Raw genomic sequence first — 17,786 nt, 5'->3', positions numbered from 1 at the left:
TGCGCCTGCGGACTCCGGCGATGGGAATGTCCATGACAGCCCCTGGGGTGTCAAGGGCCCCGGCGGCACCAGCCGTCGGGCTCAGAGCCCGACCGTGAGGTCCGCGTCCCGTCTGATGTGGGGCAGGCGGGCGTTGGTGACCAGGGCCAGTTCGCGGGTTCCGTCCCGGCCCGGGCGCCACTGGCCGCCGATCAGGGGGAGCAGGGCGACGTTGCGCACGGGGCCCGCGGTGAAGTCGAGGAGGCCCGCGACCGTGGCCAGCCGCGTCGCGCCGAGGGCGGCCGCGACCGCGTGGCGGTCGGTGGGGTCGGGGGCGGTGGTCAGGGCGTGGACGGCGACCTCCAGCAGGGCGTGGGCGGGGCCCAGGGGCTGGAGCCAGGGCCGGCCGGTGGTGGCCCGGTAGTCGTGGGCGAGCCGGGCCGCCGTGGTGTCGTCCAGCGAGGAGCGGTAGGGGTGCCGGGGCGTCCAGTAGACGAGCGTGGCGATCCGGGCGTTCGTCAGCCCGTCCGGGGCCGCCGTGAAGCGGGGGTGGGCCAGCCAGCGGGAGCAGGTGATCAGGCGGGTGCGCAGCCCCGCCTCGCGGGCCTGCCGGTGGAAGAGGGCCAGGTCCGCGACGGTGGCCGCGCCGGTGACGACATCCGTCCCGGCCTCCTTGAACCGCCGGACGATGCCCGCGAATCCGGTGGCCGGCTCCCGGTAGCCGCCCGGGTCGACGAGGGTGTGGCCGCGCGCGGCCGCCACGGGCGCGAAGCCGTGCCGGGGATGGCGCAGCGCCCGTCCCTGGGGCCCGTCGTTCCACAGGCAGCCCACCGTGCGGCGCGGCCCCACGCGCTCCCACATCTCCGCGAAGACCGCGGCGATGTCGTCCAGCCCCCACCCGAAGTGGAACGTCCAGCGGAACGCGCGCCCCGGTTCCGCGCCCCGGCCGAGGGCGTACGCCTGCCAGGGGAAGCCCGTCGACAGACAGGGGATGCCCAGCACCTCGCAGGCGTCGGCCACGGCCGGCAGCACCCGTGTGCCGCCCATCGCCACCACCACCGAGGCGCCCTCGTCGCGCACGAGTTCCGCGACCGCGCGGCGCGCCCCGTCGGGGCCGGAGCGGCTGTCGCGCCAGGCGAGCCGGACCGGCCGGCCGCGCACCCCGCCCGCCAGCCGGGGCGCCAGTCTGCCGAGCGCGTACCCCAGGGGGTCGCCCAGCCGCGCGAGCCGCCCCGTCCGCGACACGACCGCCCCCATGCACAGCTCCCCCGCCCGCCCACGACCCATCAGGCCGCCCCCCGTTCCGCTGCCGCTCCCGCTCCCCGACGGTCCTTCAAGGATCAACGTCCCCCGTCCGCAACATGGTTGACACGCGACACCCCGGACCCGGAAGAGTGATTCCGTACCGTCCCGCGTGGCCGAACGATCGGGTCCGGACGGTTACCGTCCGTTCTTTGCAGGGAAGTTGACGGTCACGGCGCTTGAATAGCGGGTGGAACGGTCATTCCGGACAGCCGTCATCAGGCCGATCTCGTGACGCCCGGAACCATCCGAGCCGGATGTGCCTCCGGCCCCTGAACACACGTCCGGTGACGTTGTATACGGAAGTTGACACAGGTCACCTCGGGAATGGCCCCGGACCGCCCCTCACGGGCCGGTGCGACGGGGTGCCGGACGCTGCGGCGGCTTTCGGCCAACACCCCTCCGGGGCCCGCCGGGCGAGTCCCCGGTGCGCCCCGCGCGGGCTTCGGGCATGACGCACTATATGGCTGAGCGGTCGAGAGGCAGCGATGCCTCTCGGAGCCGTGGCACCCCCGTGCCCGGAGCCCGCGTCGTCGTCGCGCGCCCCGGGCTCCTGGGCGCGCGGCTGGGAACCGGACATCGGCGTCCGTTCCCTGGCAGGGGAGGAGCGTTCGCGGCCGGAGTGGGGATCCGGCCGCCAGGGGGCCGCTCGCGATCACTCGAAGTGTGACGGCGTTCGTCAGGGACGCCGTGCACGTATCAGGTACGGAGGCCCGCGCACCCCGCGCGCACCTCCGTCCGGGGGGAGACACACATGGGGCGTACGACGCGCGCGGTCGCGGCCTGGGCCGCCGCCGCGATGCTGACGATGGCACTGCCCGCGGGCAGCGCGAGCGCGGCGGACCTGCCGCCGCGCATCGACCTTCGCTTACTGCTGGTGGACGACGGCGGCCCCGCCGTCGAGGCCATCCGCGCCGAGCTCGACGCGGCCGGCACCCCGTACACCAGACTCGACCTCGCCGACGCGGCCCGCCCCCGCGTCGACGAGGCGTTCCTCAGCGACACCCTGGACGGCAGACCGAGAGCCAAGTTCCAGGGCGTGGTGCTGCCCAACGACAACCCCTTCGGCGCCAACTCCGCCGAGATGACGGCCCTCGCCGGTTACGAGAAACGATTCGGCATCCGGCAGGTCGACGCCTACACCTACGCCCGCCCGGCCGTCGGCCTGAACACCCCCGACACGGGCGGCTACGCCGGCCCCCTCGACGGGCAGACCGCCCAGGTGACCACGGCGGGCGCCGCCGGGCCCTTCGGCTACCTCAAGAAAAACGTTCCCTTCGAGGACAACGACCCAGCCGTCAAGGAGAGTTACGGCTACATCGCCGTACCGCTGGCGCAGCAGGAGAAGGGCGCGAGCTACACCAGCCTCGTCGACGCGCCCGTCCCCGGCGGCTCCGGACGCGGCTCGCTGATCGGCCAGTACGACCACGAAGGCCGCAGCGAACTCGTCGTCACCTTCGTCGCCAACCGCTACCAGACGCAGTTCCGCCTGGTCTCCCGGGGCATCGTCGAGTGGCTGACCCGGGGTGTCCACCTGGGCGCCGCCCGCAACTACTTCGGCGTCCACGTCGACGACGTCTTCGCCGCCGACGACCGCTGGGACACCAAGCTCAAGTGCACCCCCGGCGACGTCGACTGCCCCGGCAACCCCGACCCCAGCGCCCCCTCGCTGCGCATGACCGCCGCCGACGCGCAGTACGCCAAGCAGTGGTCCGCCGCCCACAACCTGCCCATCGACTTCGCCTACAACGGCGTCGGCAGCGAGGAGTACCGCGCCTCGCACGGCGGCGCGCCCGACCCGCTGCTCCAGCAGTTCGTCGCCGACCAGAAGTCCTTCCGCTGGATCAACCACACCTACACCCACGCCTTCCTCGGCTGCGAGCAGGACACCACCTCCGTGCCCTGGAAGTGCGCCACCGACGCCACCGGCAAGACGCGCTGGGTCAGCCGGCAGACCATCGGCTACCAGGTCGACGAGAACCTCCGCTGGGCCGCCCGCCAGGGCCTGAGCATCGACAAGGACGAGCTGGTCACCGGCGAGCACTCGGGCCTCAAGACCACGCCGCAGCAGCCCCAGGACAACCCCGAACTCGCCCCCGTCCTGGACCGGACGGGCGTCAAGTGGATCGCCAGCGACACCTCCCGCGAGCGTGAGCAGCGCCCGGTCGGCACCGCCCTGACCGTGCCCCGCTACCCCATGAACGTGTACTACAACGTGGGCAAGGCCACCGAGCAGACCGACGAGTACAACTGGCTCTACACCAAGAAGGCCGACGGCGGCAGCGGCACCTGCGAGAAGTTCCCCGAGACCACCACCTGCCTGTCCAAGCCCCTGGACGTCAGGACCGGCTTCCAGAGCTACATCGCCCCGCTCGAGGCCCGGATCGCCCTCGGCCACGTCCTCGCCAACGACCCGCGCCCGCACTTCATGCACCAGTCGAACCTCTCCGAGGAGCGGATCGGCTACACGGTCCTGGAGAAGGTCCTCGCCGACTACGCCGGCCTCTATGCCGACAACACCCCGCTCGTGAACCTCCGCCAGCGCGACATCGGCGACGAGCTGAGCCGCCGCGCCGCCTGGAGCGCCGCCGTGGCCGCGGGCAAGGTCACCGGCTACCGCGTCGGCAACACCGTCACCGTCACCACGCCCGCCGGGCTCCACACCACCGCGACCGTCCCGGCCGGCACCACCGCCCAGGGCGGCACCGCCTTCGGGTCCGCGTACGCCGGCGCCCGCTCCGGCTGGAGCACGCCCGCCGCCGACCAGACCCAGCTCACCCTCACCCTGCCCGCCGGCACCCCCGTCGCCCGCGTCGCGGACGGCAGGGCCACCCGGATCCAGGCCCCCGCCGCCGCCCTCCCGGTGCCCCCGGGCGTCGGCCACCGCGTCCCCTTCGGGGCCGGGCACACCGAACGGCGCTGAACCGGCTCGTACCTCCGTGCTGCACCACCCCGCCCCACCGTCTCCTGGAGAGAACCGACTTTCATGCACGGACCGTCAGCCGAACCGGCGTCCGCCACACCCTCGGTGACCCTGCTCACCGAGGGCACCTACCCCCACAGTCACGGCGGGGTCAGCGTCTGGTGCGACCAGCTCGTCCAGGGCATGCCCGACGTCGACTTCCACGTCATCGCCGTCACCGGCACCGGCCGCGAGGCACTCGCCTGGGAACTGCCCGGCCACGTCAAGGCCGTCGACACCTTCCCCCTGTGGGGACCGCCACCGGCCGGCCGCGCCCCGCGCGGCGGCCACCTCCGCCGATTCCTCGCCACCTACGAACAGTTCCTGCTGTCCCTCCTCGACCCCGCCCGCGAAGCGCTCTTCGCGCCCGCCTTCTACCGGCTGGCCGACCACGCCGCCGACGGCACCCTCTTCGCCGCCCTGCGCGGCGAGGCGGCGGCCCGGCTGCTGGCCCGGCTGTGGAACCGGCCGCACCTCGCCACGGCCGCCGCTCGCCCCACGCTCCACGACGCGCTGGCCGCCACCGACCTGCTGGAGCACGCCCTGCGCCCGCTCGCCGCACCGGCCCCCGCCGAGGGGATCACCCACGCGGTCAGCGGGGGCCTGGCCACCCTCCCCGGGCTCATCGCCCACCACCGCCACGGCACCCCCTTCCTCCTCACCGAGCACGGCATCTACCTCCGCGAGCGCTACCTCAGCTTCCGCGCCGAGCCGTACCGCTGGCCCGTCAAGGCCGTGATGCTCGGCCTGTTCCGGCTGCTCGCCGAGGAGGGCTACCGCAACGCCGCGCTCGTCACCCCCGGCAACCGCTACAACCGCCGCTGGGAGGAGCACGGCGGCACCCCGCCCGAGCGCATCCGCACCGTCTACAACGGCGTCGACCCCGCCGCCTTCCCGCCCGCCGGGCCCGAGCCGGAGTCGCCCACCCTCAGCTGGGCCGGCCGGGTCGACCCCATCAAGGGCCTGGAAACCCTCATCCGCGCCTTCGCGCTCGTACGGAAGGAGATACCCGACGCGCGGCTGCGCCTCTTCGGCGGCACCCCGCGCGGCGGCGAGGGCTACCGCACCGCCTGCGAGGGCCTCGCCGCCGAACTCGGCGTGGCCGACGCCGTCACCTTCGAAGGACGCGTCGACGACATCCGCGACGCCTACGCAGCGGGGAACGTCGTGATGCTCTCCAGCATCAGCGAAGGCTTCCCCTTCACCCTCATCGAGGCCATGTCCTGCGGGCGCGCCACCGTCTCCACCGACGTCGGCGGCGTCCGCGAGGCGGTCGGCGACAGCGGGCTGGTCGTCCCGCCGCGCGACCCCGAGGCCATGGCCCGGGCCGCGCTGCGGCTGCTCCGCGAACCCGAACTGCGGGCCAAGATGGGGGAGTCGGCACGGCTGCGCGTCATCGAGCAGTTCACCCTCCGGCAGACCATCGACGGATTCCGCGACATCTACCACGACCTCTCCGGCCTGCGGCGCCCCGTCCCCGTGGACGTCACCGCCGACCGGCCCGCACCCGTCATGGCCCTGGCCGCCGGCGGTGCGGGATGAGCGGACTCCTGCGCCTCGTCCCCGGCGAGCCCGAGCCCTCCCACGAGCTCGCCGCCGCGCCCACCGGGACGCGCTCCCGGCCCCGGTGGGCCGCCGACCCCCTCGACGAACTCGCCGAGGAACTGGCCGACGTCTGCGCGGCCGCCGTCCACCCCGACGAGATCGCCGCCGTCCTGGAGGCCGACGGCCTCACCGGCGAACAGATCGCCGAACGCTACGGCCGCGCCGACGCCTTCGAGCTCGCCGCCGAGCTCTTCGCCCGGGTGCCGCGCGGCCACCCCGAACCCGCCCCGCGCCCCGACCCCTGGAAGGTCGGACCGGGAGCGTCCCTGCTGCGCTCGGTGGTCTTCACTCTGCCCGGCTTCGGCTACGCGCTGGGCTCACCCCTGCTCGCCGGCGCCCGGGACCGCTTCGGGATGCCCGCCGGCACCTGGGCGCTGGTGGCCTCCGCCCTCACCGCCTGGGCCTGGAACCAGGGCCTGGCCCACCGCGCCTACCTCCGGCTCGCCGCCGGCGGCCGGGCCGCGGCGGGCCGCTCCTTGAGCGTGGGCGCCCCCCTGGGCGCCCTGCTCGCCACCGCCGCCGCGCTCGCCCTGCGCGCCCCGGCCGGCGTGCTCGTCTTCGCGGCCGGCCAGGCCCTCTACCTGGCCGCCGCCACCGCCCTGCTCGTCCTCGGCCGCGAACGGCTCCTGCTGCTCGCCCTGCTGCCCACCGCCACCGGGGGAGCGGTGCTCGTCGCCGCCCGGCCCCCGGCCCTGCTGGGCACCGGACTGCTGGTGGCCACGGTCGGCGGCGCGCTCTTCGCCGCCGGGTACGAGACGCTGCGCGCCCGGCGCGGCGAGAAACCGCCCTCCGGGCCGGTGCCCCCGCCCGCCGCGTCCCTGCCCTACGGCCTCTTCGGCCTGGGCTGCGGGCTGCTGACGACCTTCGCCGCCCTCGGCGACGCCCTCGCCCACCGGGGCGGCGGCACGAGCGGACCGGCCGTCATCGCCCTCACCCTCAGCATGGGCCCCGCCGAATGGCTGCTCTACCGCTGCCGGGGCCGCTCCCTGGCGGCGCTCGCCGCCGCCACGACCACCACCGGGCTGCTGTGGCGCGCCGCGCGCGTCCTCGCCCTGTGCGCCGCCGGATACCTGGCGGCCCTGACCGCGCTCGTCCTGGCCGTCGGGGCGCTGTGGCCCGGCGGGGCACCACCCGGCCCCGGCCGGCTGACCGCCCTGCTGGCGCTCGGCGCGGTGCTCTGGACGGGCCTGCTCCTGCAGGCCTACGGCACCGCCTGGCCCCCGGCCCTGCTCTGCCTGGGCGCCGCCGCGGCCGAGGCCGGCGCGCTCCGGCTGGGCACGGCGGCCCCGGTCACCGACCAGCTCGTCATCTGTTCCGGTGCGGCGGCGGCCCTGCTCGCCGTGGCCACCGCCCTGCTCGGCCGGATCACCACCCACCGCTGAGCCACCGTGAAGAAGCCCTGAAGAGGAGAACGCTCGTGTCCGCAAGCGCACTCGTCGCCGTCACCGGCGCCGAAGGATTCATCGGATCGCACCTCGTGGAGGCCCTCGTCGCCGACGGCCACCGGGTCCGCGCGATGGTCCAGTACAACTCCTTCTCGTCCTTCGGCTGGCTGGAGGACCTGCCCGAGGAGGTCATGGAGCACGTCGAGGTCGTCCTCGGCGACGTCCGCGACCCCGGCTCCGTCCAGGGCCTGGTGGCCGGCGCCGAGACCGTCTACCACCTGGCCGCCCTCATCGCGATCCCGTACTCCTACCGGGCCCCGCACAGCTACGTCGAGACCAACGTCACCGGCACCCTCAACGTCCTCGAAGCCGTCCGCCACCAGGGCATCCCGCGCCTGGTCCACACCTCCACCAGCGAGACCTACGGCACCGCGCGGACCGTGCCCATCACCGAGGACCACCCCATCAACACCCAGTCCCCCTACGCCGCCTCCAAGGCCGGCGGGGACCGGCTCGCCGACAGCTACCACGCCAGCTTCGGCCTGCCCGTCGTCACCCTGCGCCCCTTCAACACCTTCGGCCCCCGCCAGTCCATGCGGGCCGTCATCCCCACCGTCATCGGCCAGGTCGCCGCCGGACAGCGCGCCATCACCCTCGGCGACCTGCGGCCCACCCGCGACTTCAGCTACGTCAAGGACACCGTGGCCGCCTTCCGCGCCGTGGGCACCGCGCCCGCAGCCGCCGTCCTCGGCCGCACCTTCAACTCCGGCACCGGCGAGGAGATCTCCGTCGGCGACCTGGTGACCCTCATCGGCAAGCTCATGGACACCGACCTCGAGGTGACCGAGGAGGCCGAGCGCGTCCGGCCCGCCAACTCCGAGGTGATGCGGCTGGTCTGCGACTCCACCCGGCTGCGCGCCGCCACCGGCTGGGCCCCCGCCCACACCCTGGAACAGGGCCTCGCCGACACCATCGCCTTCTTCCGCGACCCCGCCAACCTCGGCCGCTACAAGACCGGCATCTACAACGTCTGACGTTCCCGTCCCGTCCACTGACGTTCCCGTCCCGTCCACTGACGTTCCCGTCCACCCACGCGGCACCACTCACGCGGCACAAGAGAGGAACGGCACCCACATGCACGCAGTGATACTTGCCGGAGGCAAGGGCGTCCGGCTCCGCCCGTACACGACCGCACTGCCCAAGCCCCTGGTGCCCATCGGCGACCAGCACGCCATCCTCGAGATCGTCATGCGCCAGCTGGCGGGCGCCGGGTTCACCAGCTGCACCCTCGCCATCGGCCACCTCGGCCACATCATCCGCGCCTACGTCGGCGACGGCTCCCAGTGGGGCCTCGACGTCGACTACACCACCGAGGAGAGCCCCCTGGGCACCATGGGCCCGCTCCTCACCATGACCGACCGGCTCCCCGAGCGCTTCCTGGTGATGAACGGGGACGTCCTCACCGACCTGGACTTCGGCGACGTCCTGCGCGACCACACCGTCTCCGGGGCGCCCCTGACGATCGCCACCTACCCGCGCCGGGTCAGCATCGACTTCGGCGTCCTGACCACCGAGGCGGGCCGCGTCGTCGGCTTCGCCGAGAAGCCCAGCATGGACTACCGCGTCTCCATGGGCGTCTACGGAGTCTCCCGCGCCGCCCTCGACCGCTACACTCCCGGACTGCCGCTCGGCTTCGACGAGCTCGTCCTCGACCTGCTGGCGGACGGCACCCCGCCCAACGCCTACGAATTCGACGGCTATTGGCTCGACATCGGCCGCCCCGACGACTACGACCGGGCCAACGCCGAGTTCGCCGTCCGCCGTGACCTGCTGATCAAGGGAGCGTGACCGGCCCCGATGCGCATCCTCGTCCTGGGCGCCACCGGCTTCCTGGGCCGGCACACCGCCTCGCGCCTGCGCGCCCTCCCGGGCGCGCACGTGCGGGTCGCCGGCCGTGCCCCCGCCGCCGGGCCGCCCTCCGACCCGTCGACGGTCGACCCGGCGGCCGTCGACCTCCTGGCCGTCGACCTGGCGGCCGCCGACCCCGGCCGGCTCGCGGCCCTGATTCGCGAGGCCGCCCCCGACGCCGTCGTCAACTGCGCGGGGGCGGTCGGCGGCAGCGCCGTGACCCTCACCGCCGTCAACGCCCGCGGCCCCGCCGTGCTCTGCGAGGCCCTGAGCACAGCCGCCCCGGACGCCCGCCTGGTCCACCTGGGCTCGGCGGCCGAGTACGGGCCCGCCGAGGCCCGGCTGCCCGTCGGCGAGGGCGCCCCGGCCCGCCCGCTCGGCCTCTACGGCGCGAGCAAGCTGGCCGGCACCCTCGCCGTCACCGGCTCCGGCCTGGACGCCGTCGTCCTGCGGGTGTTCAACCCCGTCGGCCCCGGCGCCCCCGCCGCCTCCCTCCCCGGCCGCCTCGCCGCCGAACTGCGCCGGGCGAGACCCGACGACCGCGTCCGCACCGGGGACCTCTCCGCCCACCGCGACTTCGTCGACCCGCGCGACGTCGCCGAGGCCGTCGCCCTCGCCGTCACCGCCCCCCGACCCCTGCCCGCCGTCCTCAACATCGGCAGCGGCACCGCCCGCCCCGTCCGCGACGTGGCCGAAGGGCTGCTGCGCGCGGCCGGGTTCACCGGCCCGGTCGGCGACCGCGTCGCCGAGGACGGCGACGGCTCGCCGCGCTCGGCCGCCGTCCCCTGGCAGCAGGCCGACATCACCGCCGCCGGCCGCGTCCTGGACTGGGTGCCCCGGCACTCCTTCACCGATTCCCTCACCGACCTGTGGGCCGCCACCGCGCCCGCCACGGAGCCCGTGCCATGACCGCCACCGCGCCCGCCGCCCACCAGGACGACGGGCGGCTGCTCGTCCCGCTCTACGTCCACCCCGCCACCCACCCCGAGGAGTGGGCGGCGCTGCTCGACGCCGCCCCCCGGCTGTACGGGGTCGTCCTCAACGTCGCCGACGGCCCCGGCGGCCGCCCCGACCCCGCCTTCCACGCGGCGGCCGGACGGCTGCGCGCCGCGGGCGTCCGGCTGCTGGGCTACGTCGACACCGGCTACGGCCACCGCCGCACCGGCGCCGTGGTCGCCGACATCCGCCGCCACCGCCGCTGGTACGACGTGGACGGCGTCTTCCTCGACCAGGTCCCGGCGCACGACACCCCGCTGCCCCGCTACCGCCGCATGGTGCTGGCCGCCCGGGTGCTGGGCGCCCGGACGGCCGTCCTCAACCCCGGCACCCACCCCGAGCCCGGCTACGCCTCGCTCGCCGACCTCCTGGTCACCTTCGAGGGCACGTGGGAGGACTACCGGCGCGCCCGGATCCCGGAGTGGACCACCGGCCATCCACCGGAGCGGTTCTGCCACCTCGTGCACGGCGTGCCCGAGGAGCGCACGGCGGGCGTGGCGCGGCTCGCCGCCCGGCGCGGTGCCGCGGTGCACTGCGCGGTGCCGGGCACGGGGGCCAACCCCTGGCGCTCGGTGCCCCGGCCGACCGCCGGCCTCGCGGCGGGAGGCACGATATGAACGCGCGTGAAGGTACGGGGACTTGGCGTGGCACGAGCGCTCGGCGCGTCCGGGCGGGGCTGTGCGCCGGGCTGCTGCTGGTCCTGGCGGCCTGCTCCGCGTCGCCCTCCGACGACGACGGGCCGGACCGGGACGACGAGGGCGTCACGGCGGCCCCCCGCGCCTCGGGTTCCCCTCGCCCCTCGGGCAGGCCGGAGGCCACCGGCACTCCGGACGCCTCCGCCTCGCCCGGGAGTTCGGCCACGGGTTCGGCGCCGGGGTCCGCCGGGGAGCGTTGGCAGCCGAAGCCGGGCACCGGCTGGCAGTGGCAACTGGACGGAAAGGCCGACACCTCGGTGGACGCCCCCGTCTACGACATCGACGGCTTCGAGAATTCGGCCGAAACCGTGGCCCAATTGCATTCCCGCGGCCGGAAGGTGATCTGCTACATCAATGCCGGCGCCTGGGAGGACTTCCGGCCCGACCAGGGGAAATTCCCCAAGACCCTGCTCGGCAACAAGAACAAGGGGTGGAAGGGCGAGAAATGGTTCGACATCCGCCGCCTCGACACCCTGCGGCCGCTCATGGCGGCCCGGATGGACATGTGCCGGCAGAAGGGGTTCGACGCCGTCGAACCGGATCTGACCGAGGGATTCCGCAATGCCACCGGCTTTCCGCTGACGGCCGATCACCAGCTCGCCTTCAATCGGATGCTGGCGGATCTCGCCCATGAGCGGGGCATGGCCATCGGGCTGAAGAACGACCTGGACCAGATCCCGCAGCTGGTGAAGGTCTTCGACTTCGCGGTGAACGAGCAGTGCGCGCAGTACGACGAGTGCGAGAAGCTCAGCCCCTTTGTGAAGCAGGACAAAGCGGTCTTTCACGTTGAATACGAACTGCAGCCGGGGGAGTTCTGTGCCACGGCGCGGCGGCTCGGGCTGAGCTCGATGCAGAAGAAGCTGGAGCTGGACGCCTGGCGCCGGCCCTGCTGAACGGCGCTCCCGGAATTACTCGTTCCATGCTGCAAGTACCCGCGGCCACAGGGGTTTAGGGCCAGTTCGGCGGGGGCGCGCGGCGCGCGGTTCCGGGTCTGCTCCCGAAGTGAAGAAGTTCACAGATGGCCGCCCGGGTGCCGGATTTTAATGATTCATGGTGCAGGATCTCTCACCGAACACAAGATCCCGTCACCCTGGCGGGCCACCCGGGCGGACGCCGAGTCCTGCCGCCGCCCCGGGTGCGGCATCGAATTGATGAATCGGCAGGAGCGGGAGACCCAAGCGGTACGGACCACGAAGTCGGTGGTCCTTGGGGTGAAGCCGGGAAATCCGGCCGGGCAACTTCGCAGCCCGAACCCGACAGGTCATCTTTCGTAGGCGGATGTCGAAGGGCTTCGGCATGTCTGCTATGCCTCGCATTCCCGCGCTCATATCCCGGGCCGGCACCGCCTCTGCCGTCACCGCCGCCACGCTGGCGGCATCGGTTCTCGTCCCCGGCCTCGCCTCCCAGGCGTCCGCGGCCACCCCCGGTGAGCAGGCGCTGAAGGTCGCCGCCGCCAAGGCGGGCTCCCCCTACCAGTACGGCGCCGCCGGCCCGAACCGGTTCGACTGCTCGGGCCTGACCCAGTACTCGTTCAAGAAGGTCGGCAAGAACCTGCCGCGCGTGGCCGCCGACCAGTACAACCGCACCCGGCACATCTCCGGCGGCTCCCGCCAGGTCGGCGACCTGGTGTTCTTCCACTCGGGCAGCAACGTCTACCACGTGGGGATCTACGCGGGTAGCAACAAGATCTGGCACGCCCCCAAGCCCGGCACCACGGTCCGCCTGGAGAAGATCTGGACCGGCAGCGTCTGGTACGGACGCGTCAACTAGGCTCCTTGACCGGGCGGTCCGGAACCCCGGGCCGTCCGACATCCGCGTTCGCGCACGGGGGTGCCGCTTCCGGGCGCGGGAGGGAGCGACGATGAGCGATGCCACCGGCGTGACCGCCCCTACCGGCCCCGCCGGCCTCACCGGTCCGGAGGTCCGTACGGACCGGGGCACCGTACGGGGCCGTACCGAGAACGGCCTCGCCGTCTTCCGGGGGATCCCCTACGCCCAGCCGCCCGTGGGCGAGCTGCGCTTCATGGCCCCCCGTCCGGCCCGGCCCTGGGACGGCGTGCGGGACGCGGGGGAGTTCGGCCCGCCGCCCCCGCAGTCCGGCCCGATCCCCGCGACCGGCACGGCCACCGGCGACGACTGGCTCACCCTGAACGTCTGGTCGCCGGACCCCGGCGGCTCGGGGCTGCCCGTCCTGGTGTGGATCCTCGGCGGCGGCTACGTCTCCGGCCACGCGGGCGACCCGCTCTACGACGCCGGGCTCCTGGCCCGGCAGGGCGGCCTCGTCGTGGTCACCCTCAACTACCGGGTGGGCGCCGAGGCCTCCGCCCAGCTCCAGGGCGCCCCCGCCAACCGGGGCCTGCTCGACCTGATCGCGGCCCTGGAGTGGGTCCGGGAGAACATCGCCGGCTTCGGCGGCGACCCCGCGCGCGTCACCGTCGCCGGCCAGTCCTCCGGCGCCGGCTCGATCGCCACCCTGCTGGCCGTCCCCCGCGCCGCCGGTCTCTTCCGCCGGGCGATAGCCCAGTCCGTCCCCGGCCTCTACACCACCCCGGCCCTCGCCTCCGGCCTCGCCGCCGAGCTCGCCGGGAGCCTGGGCACCACCCCCACGGCCGCCGGCCTCGCCACGATCGACCCGTGGCGGCTGGCCGAGGCGATCACCCCGATGATGTACGGGCTGCCCGCCCAGGCCGACCGCTGGGGACCGCTGGCCCGGACCGGCTCCCCGTTCTCCGTCGTGGTGGACGGCGACCTCGTGCCGGAGACGCCCTGGACGGCCCTGCCGGACGGCCGGGCGAGCGGCGTCGACCTGCTGACCGGTCACACCCGGGACGAGTTCCGGCCGTTCCTCGTGATGAGCGGCGGCCGGGACAAGGTCACCGACGAGGACACCACGGCGGCGCTGAACGCCTTCGCCCCCGGCCCCGACGGCCCCCGCGCCTACCGCGCCGCCTACCCGGACGCCACCCCCGTGGAACTCTTCGAGACCGTCCACAGCGACGTCCTGTTCCGCATGCCCTCGCTCCACCTCGCCGAGGCCCACACCGCCGGCGGCGGCACGGCGCACCTGTACGAGCTGCGCCGCCCCGCGCCCGTCCTGGGCGGCGCGCTCGGCGCCGCCCACGGGCTCGACGTCTCACTGCTGTTCGGCACCTACGACGCCCCGCAGGCCCGGCTGCTGCTCGGCGAGGGGCCCCTCCCCGAGGACCTCCTGGCCGTCGGGGAGGAGATCCGCCGCTCGTGGACGGCCTTCGCGACCCACGGCGACCCGGGCTGGCCCGCCCACGCCGCCGCCGACGGCCGCCTCACCCGCCTCCTCGACACGGAGCCGAGCACGGCCCCGTACCCGGAGGAGCCGTCCCGAAAGGTCTGGGAGGGCCGGACGGTCCGGCCCTACGATCTGCCGGCCTGACGGCCGGTGGGGCAACGACGGCCCGGGGGCGCCGCGAGCGCACCCGGGCGCCGGGTCAGCAGCCCGCCATCTTCCCGTAGGCGATCCAGACCTCGCCCTTGTTGTTGAGGCTGACGTTCCCGGTCTTGTGCAGCCCGGTGTACTTCCCGCGGTACTTCCGCAGCTCTCCGACGGGCGACTCCAGCGTCATGTAGGGGGAGTCGGGCTTCCAGTCCCCGGAGAACTTCGCGTAGACCCCGTTCGTCCCGTCGGTACCGCTCGCCCAGCAGGCGCGGGAGCCGGAGTAGAGCACGAGGTTGCCGTCGTACTGCATCTCCAGGCGGTAGCCGCCGTTCTGGAGGCAGTGGCCGGGGATGAGCCTGTCGGTGAACGACGTGCCGTCGCCGCGGCACCCCTGCGCACGGTGCGCGGCATGCGCGGGGGCGGCCGTGGCCTGCCCCGCCGTCGTGGCCAGGGCGACCGCCAGCAGGTTCGCCGCGACGATCGCGCAGGCGCGGAAGGCTGTCCTCATGTTGTTCCGCCTGTTCTCGTGAGCGTTTCATACGTCCGGTACTCCGAACGCAGACGGTACTTGCGCGCTCACGCCAGGTGGCCGAGATCTCGCAGTCTCACCCCAGCGTGTGTATGCACCGGGGTCGGGCAGCCACGCGTTACTCCACCGCGTCCAGGTACACCCAGTGGCCGTCCTCCCGTACGAAGCGGCTGAGCTCGTGCTGGGAGCCGGTCTCGCCGTGGGCCTCGTAGTGGGCGCGGAACTCGACCGTTCCGTCGTTGTGGAAGGTGCTGCCGCCGGTCGTGGCCAGGACGTCGAGCCCGGTCCAGCGGATGCCGGGGTCGAGGTCGAGCTCGGCCGGGCGCGTGGAGGAGTGCCAGGTGCGCAGCAGGTAGTGGGGGTCGAGGACGACGAAGGCGCTGTAGCGCGAGCGCATCAGGCGTTCGGGGGTGGGGGCCGTGGCGCGGCCGTCGTGGAAGGCGCCGCAGCAGTCGCCGTACGTCGCGTCGAGCCCGCAGGGGCACGGCGCGCCGGCGGTGACGACGGGCGGCTTCGGGGAACGTGAGCTTCTTCTGGACACCCCCCGATTCTGCCTGCCCCAAGGAGCGCCCCCGGCCACGGGGGCGAACCCTTTCGGCGGCAGGGCCGGATGGCGCCGCCCCGGCTGATCTTTCGGGTGAATTCCCAGCTCATCGGGGTGTGGGGGCCCAGCGCCCGGCGCCGGTCACCGGGAGCGACCGGTTGCGCGCCCCTCCGGCGCGGCGGACGGTGGTCGGTGTCCCGACAGGTGTTCGGGCGTCCGGAAGGGAGTCATCCGTATGCGCGGCACCAAGCTCACCGCCATAGCCACGGTTCTCGTCTGCGGTTCGGTCGCCCTGGGCGCCACCGGACCCGCGCTCGCCGCCGGCCGCGCGGCCCGGCCCGCCGCCGCGGCGACCGGGCCGGCGGACTCCATCGGCAGCCTGGGCGAGACGCTCCACCTCGGCTCCCGGATCACCAAGGAGGCCGATTCCTGGAACCCCGACGTGGAGCACCTGCGGGACCTGAGAACGCGGCTGCGGGAATCGGCCGAGCGGCTGCTCGCCGACATCCGGGCCGCCAAGGCCAAGACCCCGGCCCGCCCCGGCACCGACGGCCTGGCGGTCGACCCGCTCACGGACGTCAAAACCCAGCTGGACACCCTGGTCAAGGACGTGAACGACCTGCTGGCGGCCGTCGACGCCAAGGACGTCGGCAGGGTCACGGCGCTCAACGGCAAGGTGACCGCCGACCTCCGGGCCCTCCTCACCTCCGTACCCAAGCTCCTGGCGAACCCGGCGCCCCTCCAGGGGCCGTAGCCACCTCCGCTCCTTCCGGCACACCCCTGTTCGAGGGCGCCCGGCTCCGCTACGGTCGGCCCGGTGCGCAGACGTCTGTTCGTCGCAGCGATCCTGACCGCCTCCCTGACGTCCGCCTGCGGCGGCGAGGGCTCGGAGGAGCCGGACCCGGATCCCTCCCGTTCCCGGCGCGCCGACCAGGCCGAACCGCTCTTCCACTGCGGCCGCCGGGCCAGCGCCCAGAACCCGGCGTTCTCCCCGGACGGACGGTCGCTCCTCTTCACCGTCTTCGAGGACGGCTACAACGCGGGCGCCGCCGCCCTGCGCGTCCTGCCCCTGACCGGCGACGGCGGTACGACCGGGGCCGCGCCCCGCACCCTGCTCGACGAGCGGGACAAGGCGGCCGTGAACCTGCCGGGTTCGAGCTGGAACCCGTCCGGCGAGGTGGCCTTCGCCTCCGACCGGGCCGGCGGCGGCCGGGACGAGGTCTGGGTGCTCAGGCCCGGCGGACGGCCCACCCGGGTGACCGAGCACGAGGGGCCCTCCGGCTATCTGGAGCCCAGCTTCTCCCCGGACGGCGAGTGGATCGTCTTCCAGGAGAGCGTCGAGCGCGAGGGCTCCGGCGACGGCGCCGAGCTCGGCTCCCTGTGGAAGGTCCGGCGCGACGGCAGCCGCGCCACCAAGCTCGTGGACGGTCCCGCCACTCGGACCGACAACCGCCAGCCCAACTGGTCCCCCAAGGGCGACCGGCTGGTCTTCCAGCGGCGCGAGGAGGACGGCGACGACTGGGCGCTGTACGTCATGAACGCGGACGGCTCGGGGTCGCGCCGCCTCACCCGGGACGCCGGCGAGCACACCGACCCCAGCTGGTCGCCGGACGGGCGGTCGGTGGTGTTCTCCTCCACGGCGGGCGGCCTGGAACTGCCGCAGATCTTCGTCATCCCCGCCGACGGCTCCGGGGCGCCGGTCCGCGTGACCAGGAACCCCGACACCTACGACGGCGCCCCCAGCTGGTCCCCGGACGGCCGCTGGATAGCCTTCGAGTCCCACGAGGGCGGCGAGGACCGCCCGAGCTCCCTGTGGCGGATCCCGGCTCCCCGGACCTGACGGCGCGCACGCCCGCGAACTCGAACGAACTCTCGGAACCGCGGGTGGAGCGAGAGGCTCCGCAGTACCGTGCCCTTGCGGAACTCACGTCACAGGAGGGCGCGATGGGCTCTGGAGCGACTTCAGCCGGCGGACGTACGGTGCGCGACGTGGTCCACGAGGTCGTGGCCGAGGTCGCGCCGGAGGAGCTGCCCCTGGTGACGGCGCTGGCCCGGTTCGACGACGCCACGGTCGTCCGGCGGCTGGGCCGCACGGGCGGGCGCCGCGAGCCGCTGGGGTTCGGGCTGGGCGAGGTCGTGGCGATGGCCGCGCCCGTGGTGTGGCTGGTCCTGGACGAGGCGGGGCGCCGGATGGCGGACGCCGTCGTGGACGCCGCGGCCACCAGGTCGAGGTCCGTGCTGCGCAGGGTCCTCCGCCGGCCGTCCGCGCCCGTCGTCCTCCCCGCCCTGAGCCCGGAGCAGCTGGCCGAGGTCCGAAGGCGCGTGGTGGAGACGGCCCTGGCGCGGGGCCTGACGGCGCGCCGGGCGGAGACGATCGCCGACGCGGTGGTGGCCCGGCTGGCGCTGGCGGAGGCGGAGGCGGGGGACGGGACACCGGAGTCCCCCGCACCGGAGCGGGGCTAGCGCCGC

General features: G+C 74.3%; 16 protein-coding genes and 1 riboswitch. Of the genes, 13 read left to right on the top strand and 3 right to left on the bottom strand.

The genetic code is table 11. From position 1 onward, the window contains the following. Positions 1-81: 81 nt before the first annotated feature. The gene (locus IE096_RS09175; protein WP_229820066.1) at positions 82-1,236 is read right to left on the bottom strand and encodes an ABC transporter substrate-binding protein; all 1,155 of its coding nucleotides are present in this window, start codon (positions 1,234-1,236) and stop codon (positions 82-84) included. A gap of 799 nt (positions 1,237-2,035) precedes the next feature. On the opposite strand from IE096_RS09175, the gene IE096_RS09170 reads away from it, so the two are divergent. From IE096_RS09170 to IE096_RS09125, 10 genes are all read left to right on the top strand, one after another. Next, positions 2,036-4,204 (top strand): hypothetical protein, encoded by a 2,169-nt coding sequence (locus IE096_RS09170; protein ID WP_189450462.1) that lies wholly within the window; start codon positions 2,036-2,038, stop codon positions 4,202-4,204. 63 nt (positions 4,205-4,267) lie between these two features. Beyond that, complete coding sequence (gene pelF, locus IE096_RS09165; protein ID WP_189450461.1) at positions 4,268-5,785, top strand: GT4 family glycosyltransferase PelF; 1,518 nt, start codon at positions 4,268-4,270, stop codon at positions 5,783-5,785. Then, a complete protein-coding gene (locus IE096_RS09160; RefSeq protein WP_189450459.1) occupies positions 5,782-7,230 on the top strand; it encodes a hypothetical protein in 1,449 nt (482 codons plus the stop codon). Before pelF ends, IE096_RS09160 begins: the two co-directional genes overlap by 4 nt. Before the next feature lie 35 nt (positions 7,231-7,265). Then, positions 7,266-8,267 carry an SDR family NAD(P)-dependent oxidoreductase gene (locus IE096_RS09155; RefSeq protein ID WP_189450457.1) on the top strand — a complete coding sequence of 334 codons (1,002 nt, stop codon included), beginning with the start codon at positions 7,266-7,268 and terminating at the stop codon, positions 8,265-8,267. A gap of 100 nt (positions 8,268-8,367) precedes the next feature. Continuing rightward, a complete protein-coding gene (locus tag IE096_RS09150) occupies positions 8,368-9,081 on the top strand; it encodes a sugar phosphate nucleotidyltransferase (RefSeq protein ID WP_189450455.1) in 714 nt (237 codons plus the stop codon). A 9-nt stretch (positions 9,082-9,090) separates the two neighbouring features. Beyond that, on the top strand, positions 9,091-10,050 hold the full coding sequence (locus tag IE096_RS09145) for an NAD-dependent epimerase/dehydratase family protein (protein ID WP_189450453.1): 960 nt from the start codon (positions 9,091-9,093) through the stop codon (positions 10,048-10,050). Then, entirely contained in the window at positions 10,047-10,754 is a 708-nt protein-coding gene (locus IE096_RS09140) for a spherulation-specific family 4 protein (RefSeq protein WP_189450452.1), read from the top strand. The genes IE096_RS09145 and IE096_RS09140 overlap by 4 nt, the downstream gene beginning before the upstream one ends. Continuing rightward, a complete protein-coding gene (locus IE096_RS09135) occupies positions 10,751-11,725 on the top strand; it encodes an endo alpha-1,4 polygalactosaminidase (protein WP_189450450.1) in 975 nt (324 codons plus the stop codon). Before IE096_RS09140 ends, IE096_RS09135 begins: the two co-directional genes overlap by 4 nt. 246 nt (positions 11,726-11,971) lie before the next feature. Beyond that, positions 11,972-12,124, top strand: a riboswitch (cyclic di-AMP (ydaO/yuaA leader). A gap of 4 nt (positions 12,125-12,128) precedes the next feature. Further along, the gene (locus tag IE096_RS09130) at positions 12,129-12,602 is read left to right on the top strand and encodes a C40 family peptidase (protein WP_189450449.1); all 474 of its coding nucleotides are present in this window, start codon (positions 12,129-12,131) and stop codon (positions 12,600-12,602) included. Between the two features lie 91 nt (positions 12,603-12,693). Next, positions 12,694-14,241 (top strand): carboxylesterase/lipase family protein, encoded by a 1,548-nt coding sequence (locus tag IE096_RS09125; protein ID WP_189450447.1) that lies wholly within the window; start codon positions 12,694-12,696, stop codon positions 14,239-14,241. Positions 14,242-14,296: 55 nt separating this feature from the next. On the opposite strand, the gene IE096_RS09120 is transcribed toward IE096_RS09125, so the two are convergent. Both IE096_RS09120 and IE096_RS09115 read right to left on the bottom strand, forming a co-directional pair. After that, positions 14,297-14,752 (bottom strand): hypothetical protein, encoded by a 456-nt coding sequence (locus tag IE096_RS09120; RefSeq protein WP_189450445.1) that lies wholly within the window; start codon positions 14,750-14,752, stop codon positions 14,297-14,299. Positions 14,753-14,891: 139 nt separating this feature from the next. Next, positions 14,892-15,314 (bottom strand): YchJ family protein, encoded by a 423-nt coding sequence (locus IE096_RS09115; protein WP_189450443.1) that lies wholly within the window; start codon positions 15,312-15,314, stop codon positions 14,892-14,894. A 238-nt stretch (positions 15,315-15,552) separates the two neighbouring features. Here IE096_RS09115 and IE096_RS09110 point away from each other — a divergent pair, with 238 nt between their 5' ends. The 3 genes from IE096_RS09110 (at position 15,553) to IE096_RS09100 (ending at position 17,780) form a co-directional block, all read left to right on the top strand. Then, the gene (locus IE096_RS09110) at positions 15,553-16,071 is read left to right on the top strand and encodes a hypothetical protein (RefSeq protein ID WP_189450441.1); all 519 of its coding nucleotides are present in this window, start codon (positions 15,553-15,555) and stop codon (positions 16,069-16,071) included. A gap of 63 nt (positions 16,072-16,134) precedes the next feature. Continuing rightward, entirely contained in the window at positions 16,135-17,157 is a 1,023-nt protein-coding gene (locus IE096_RS09105) for a beta-propeller domain-containing protein (protein WP_189450439.1), read from the top strand. 149 nt (positions 17,158-17,306) lie between these two features. Continuing rightward, a complete protein-coding gene (locus tag IE096_RS09100; RefSeq protein ID WP_189450437.1) occupies positions 17,307-17,780 on the top strand; it encodes a hypothetical protein in 474 nt (157 codons plus the stop codon). The last annotated feature ends 6 nt before the right edge of the window (positions 17,781-17,786 follow it).

The sequence above is a fragment of the Streptomyces abikoensis genome, assembly GCF_014648775.1.
Taxonomy (GTDB): domain Bacteria; phylum Actinomycetota; class Actinomycetes; order Streptomycetales; family Streptomycetaceae; genus Streptomyces; species Streptomyces abikoensis.
This window is presented reverse-complemented; position numbering and strand designations above follow the sequence as displayed.

What these genes read in the sequence shown, in the direction of transcription:
- IE096_RS09175 (WP_229820066.1), bottom strand. Translation starts at nt 1,236, where the DNA reads ATGGGGGCGGTCGTGTCGCGGACGGGGCGGCTCGCGCGGCTGGGCGAC.
- IE096_RS09170 (WP_189450462.1), top strand. Translation starts at nt 2,036, where the DNA reads ATGGGGCGTACGACGCGCGCGGTCGCGGCCTGGGCCGCCGCCGCGATG.
- pelF (WP_189450461.1), top strand. Translation starts at nt 4,268, where the DNA reads ATGCACGGACCGTCAGCCGAACCGGCGTCCGCCACACCCTCGGTGACC.
- IE096_RS09160 (WP_189450459.1), top strand. Translation starts at nt 5,782, where the DNA reads ATGAGCGGACTCCTGCGCCTCGTCCCCGGCGAGCCCGAGCCCTCCCAC.
- IE096_RS09150 (WP_189450455.1), top strand. Translation starts at nt 8,368, where the DNA reads ATGCACGCAGTGATACTTGCCGGAGGCAAGGGCGTCCGGCTCCGCCCG.
- IE096_RS09145 (WP_189450453.1), top strand. Translation starts at nt 9,091, where the DNA reads ATGCGCATCCTCGTCCTGGGCGCCACCGGCTTCCTGGGCCGGCACACC.
- IE096_RS09140 (WP_189450452.1), top strand. Translation starts at nt 10,047, where the DNA reads ATGACCGCCACCGCGCCCGCCGCCCACCAGGACGACGGGCGGCTGCTC.
- IE096_RS09135 (WP_189450450.1), top strand. Translation starts at nt 10,751, where the DNA reads ATGAACGCGCGTGAAGGTACGGGGACTTGGCGTGGCACGAGCGCTCGG.
- IE096_RS09130 (WP_189450449.1), top strand. Translation starts at nt 12,129, where the DNA reads ATGTCTGCTATGCCTCGCATTCCCGCGCTCATATCCCGGGCCGGCACC.
- IE096_RS09125 (WP_189450447.1), top strand. Translation starts at nt 12,694, where the DNA reads ATGAGCGATGCCACCGGCGTGACCGCCCCTACCGGCCCCGCCGGCCTC.
- IE096_RS09120 (WP_189450445.1), bottom strand. Translation starts at nt 14,752, where the DNA reads ATGAGGACAGCCTTCCGCGCCTGCGCGATCGTCGCGGCGAACCTGCTG.
- IE096_RS09110 (WP_189450441.1), top strand. Translation starts at nt 15,553, where the DNA reads ATGCGCGGCACCAAGCTCACCGCCATAGCCACGGTTCTCGTCTGCGGT.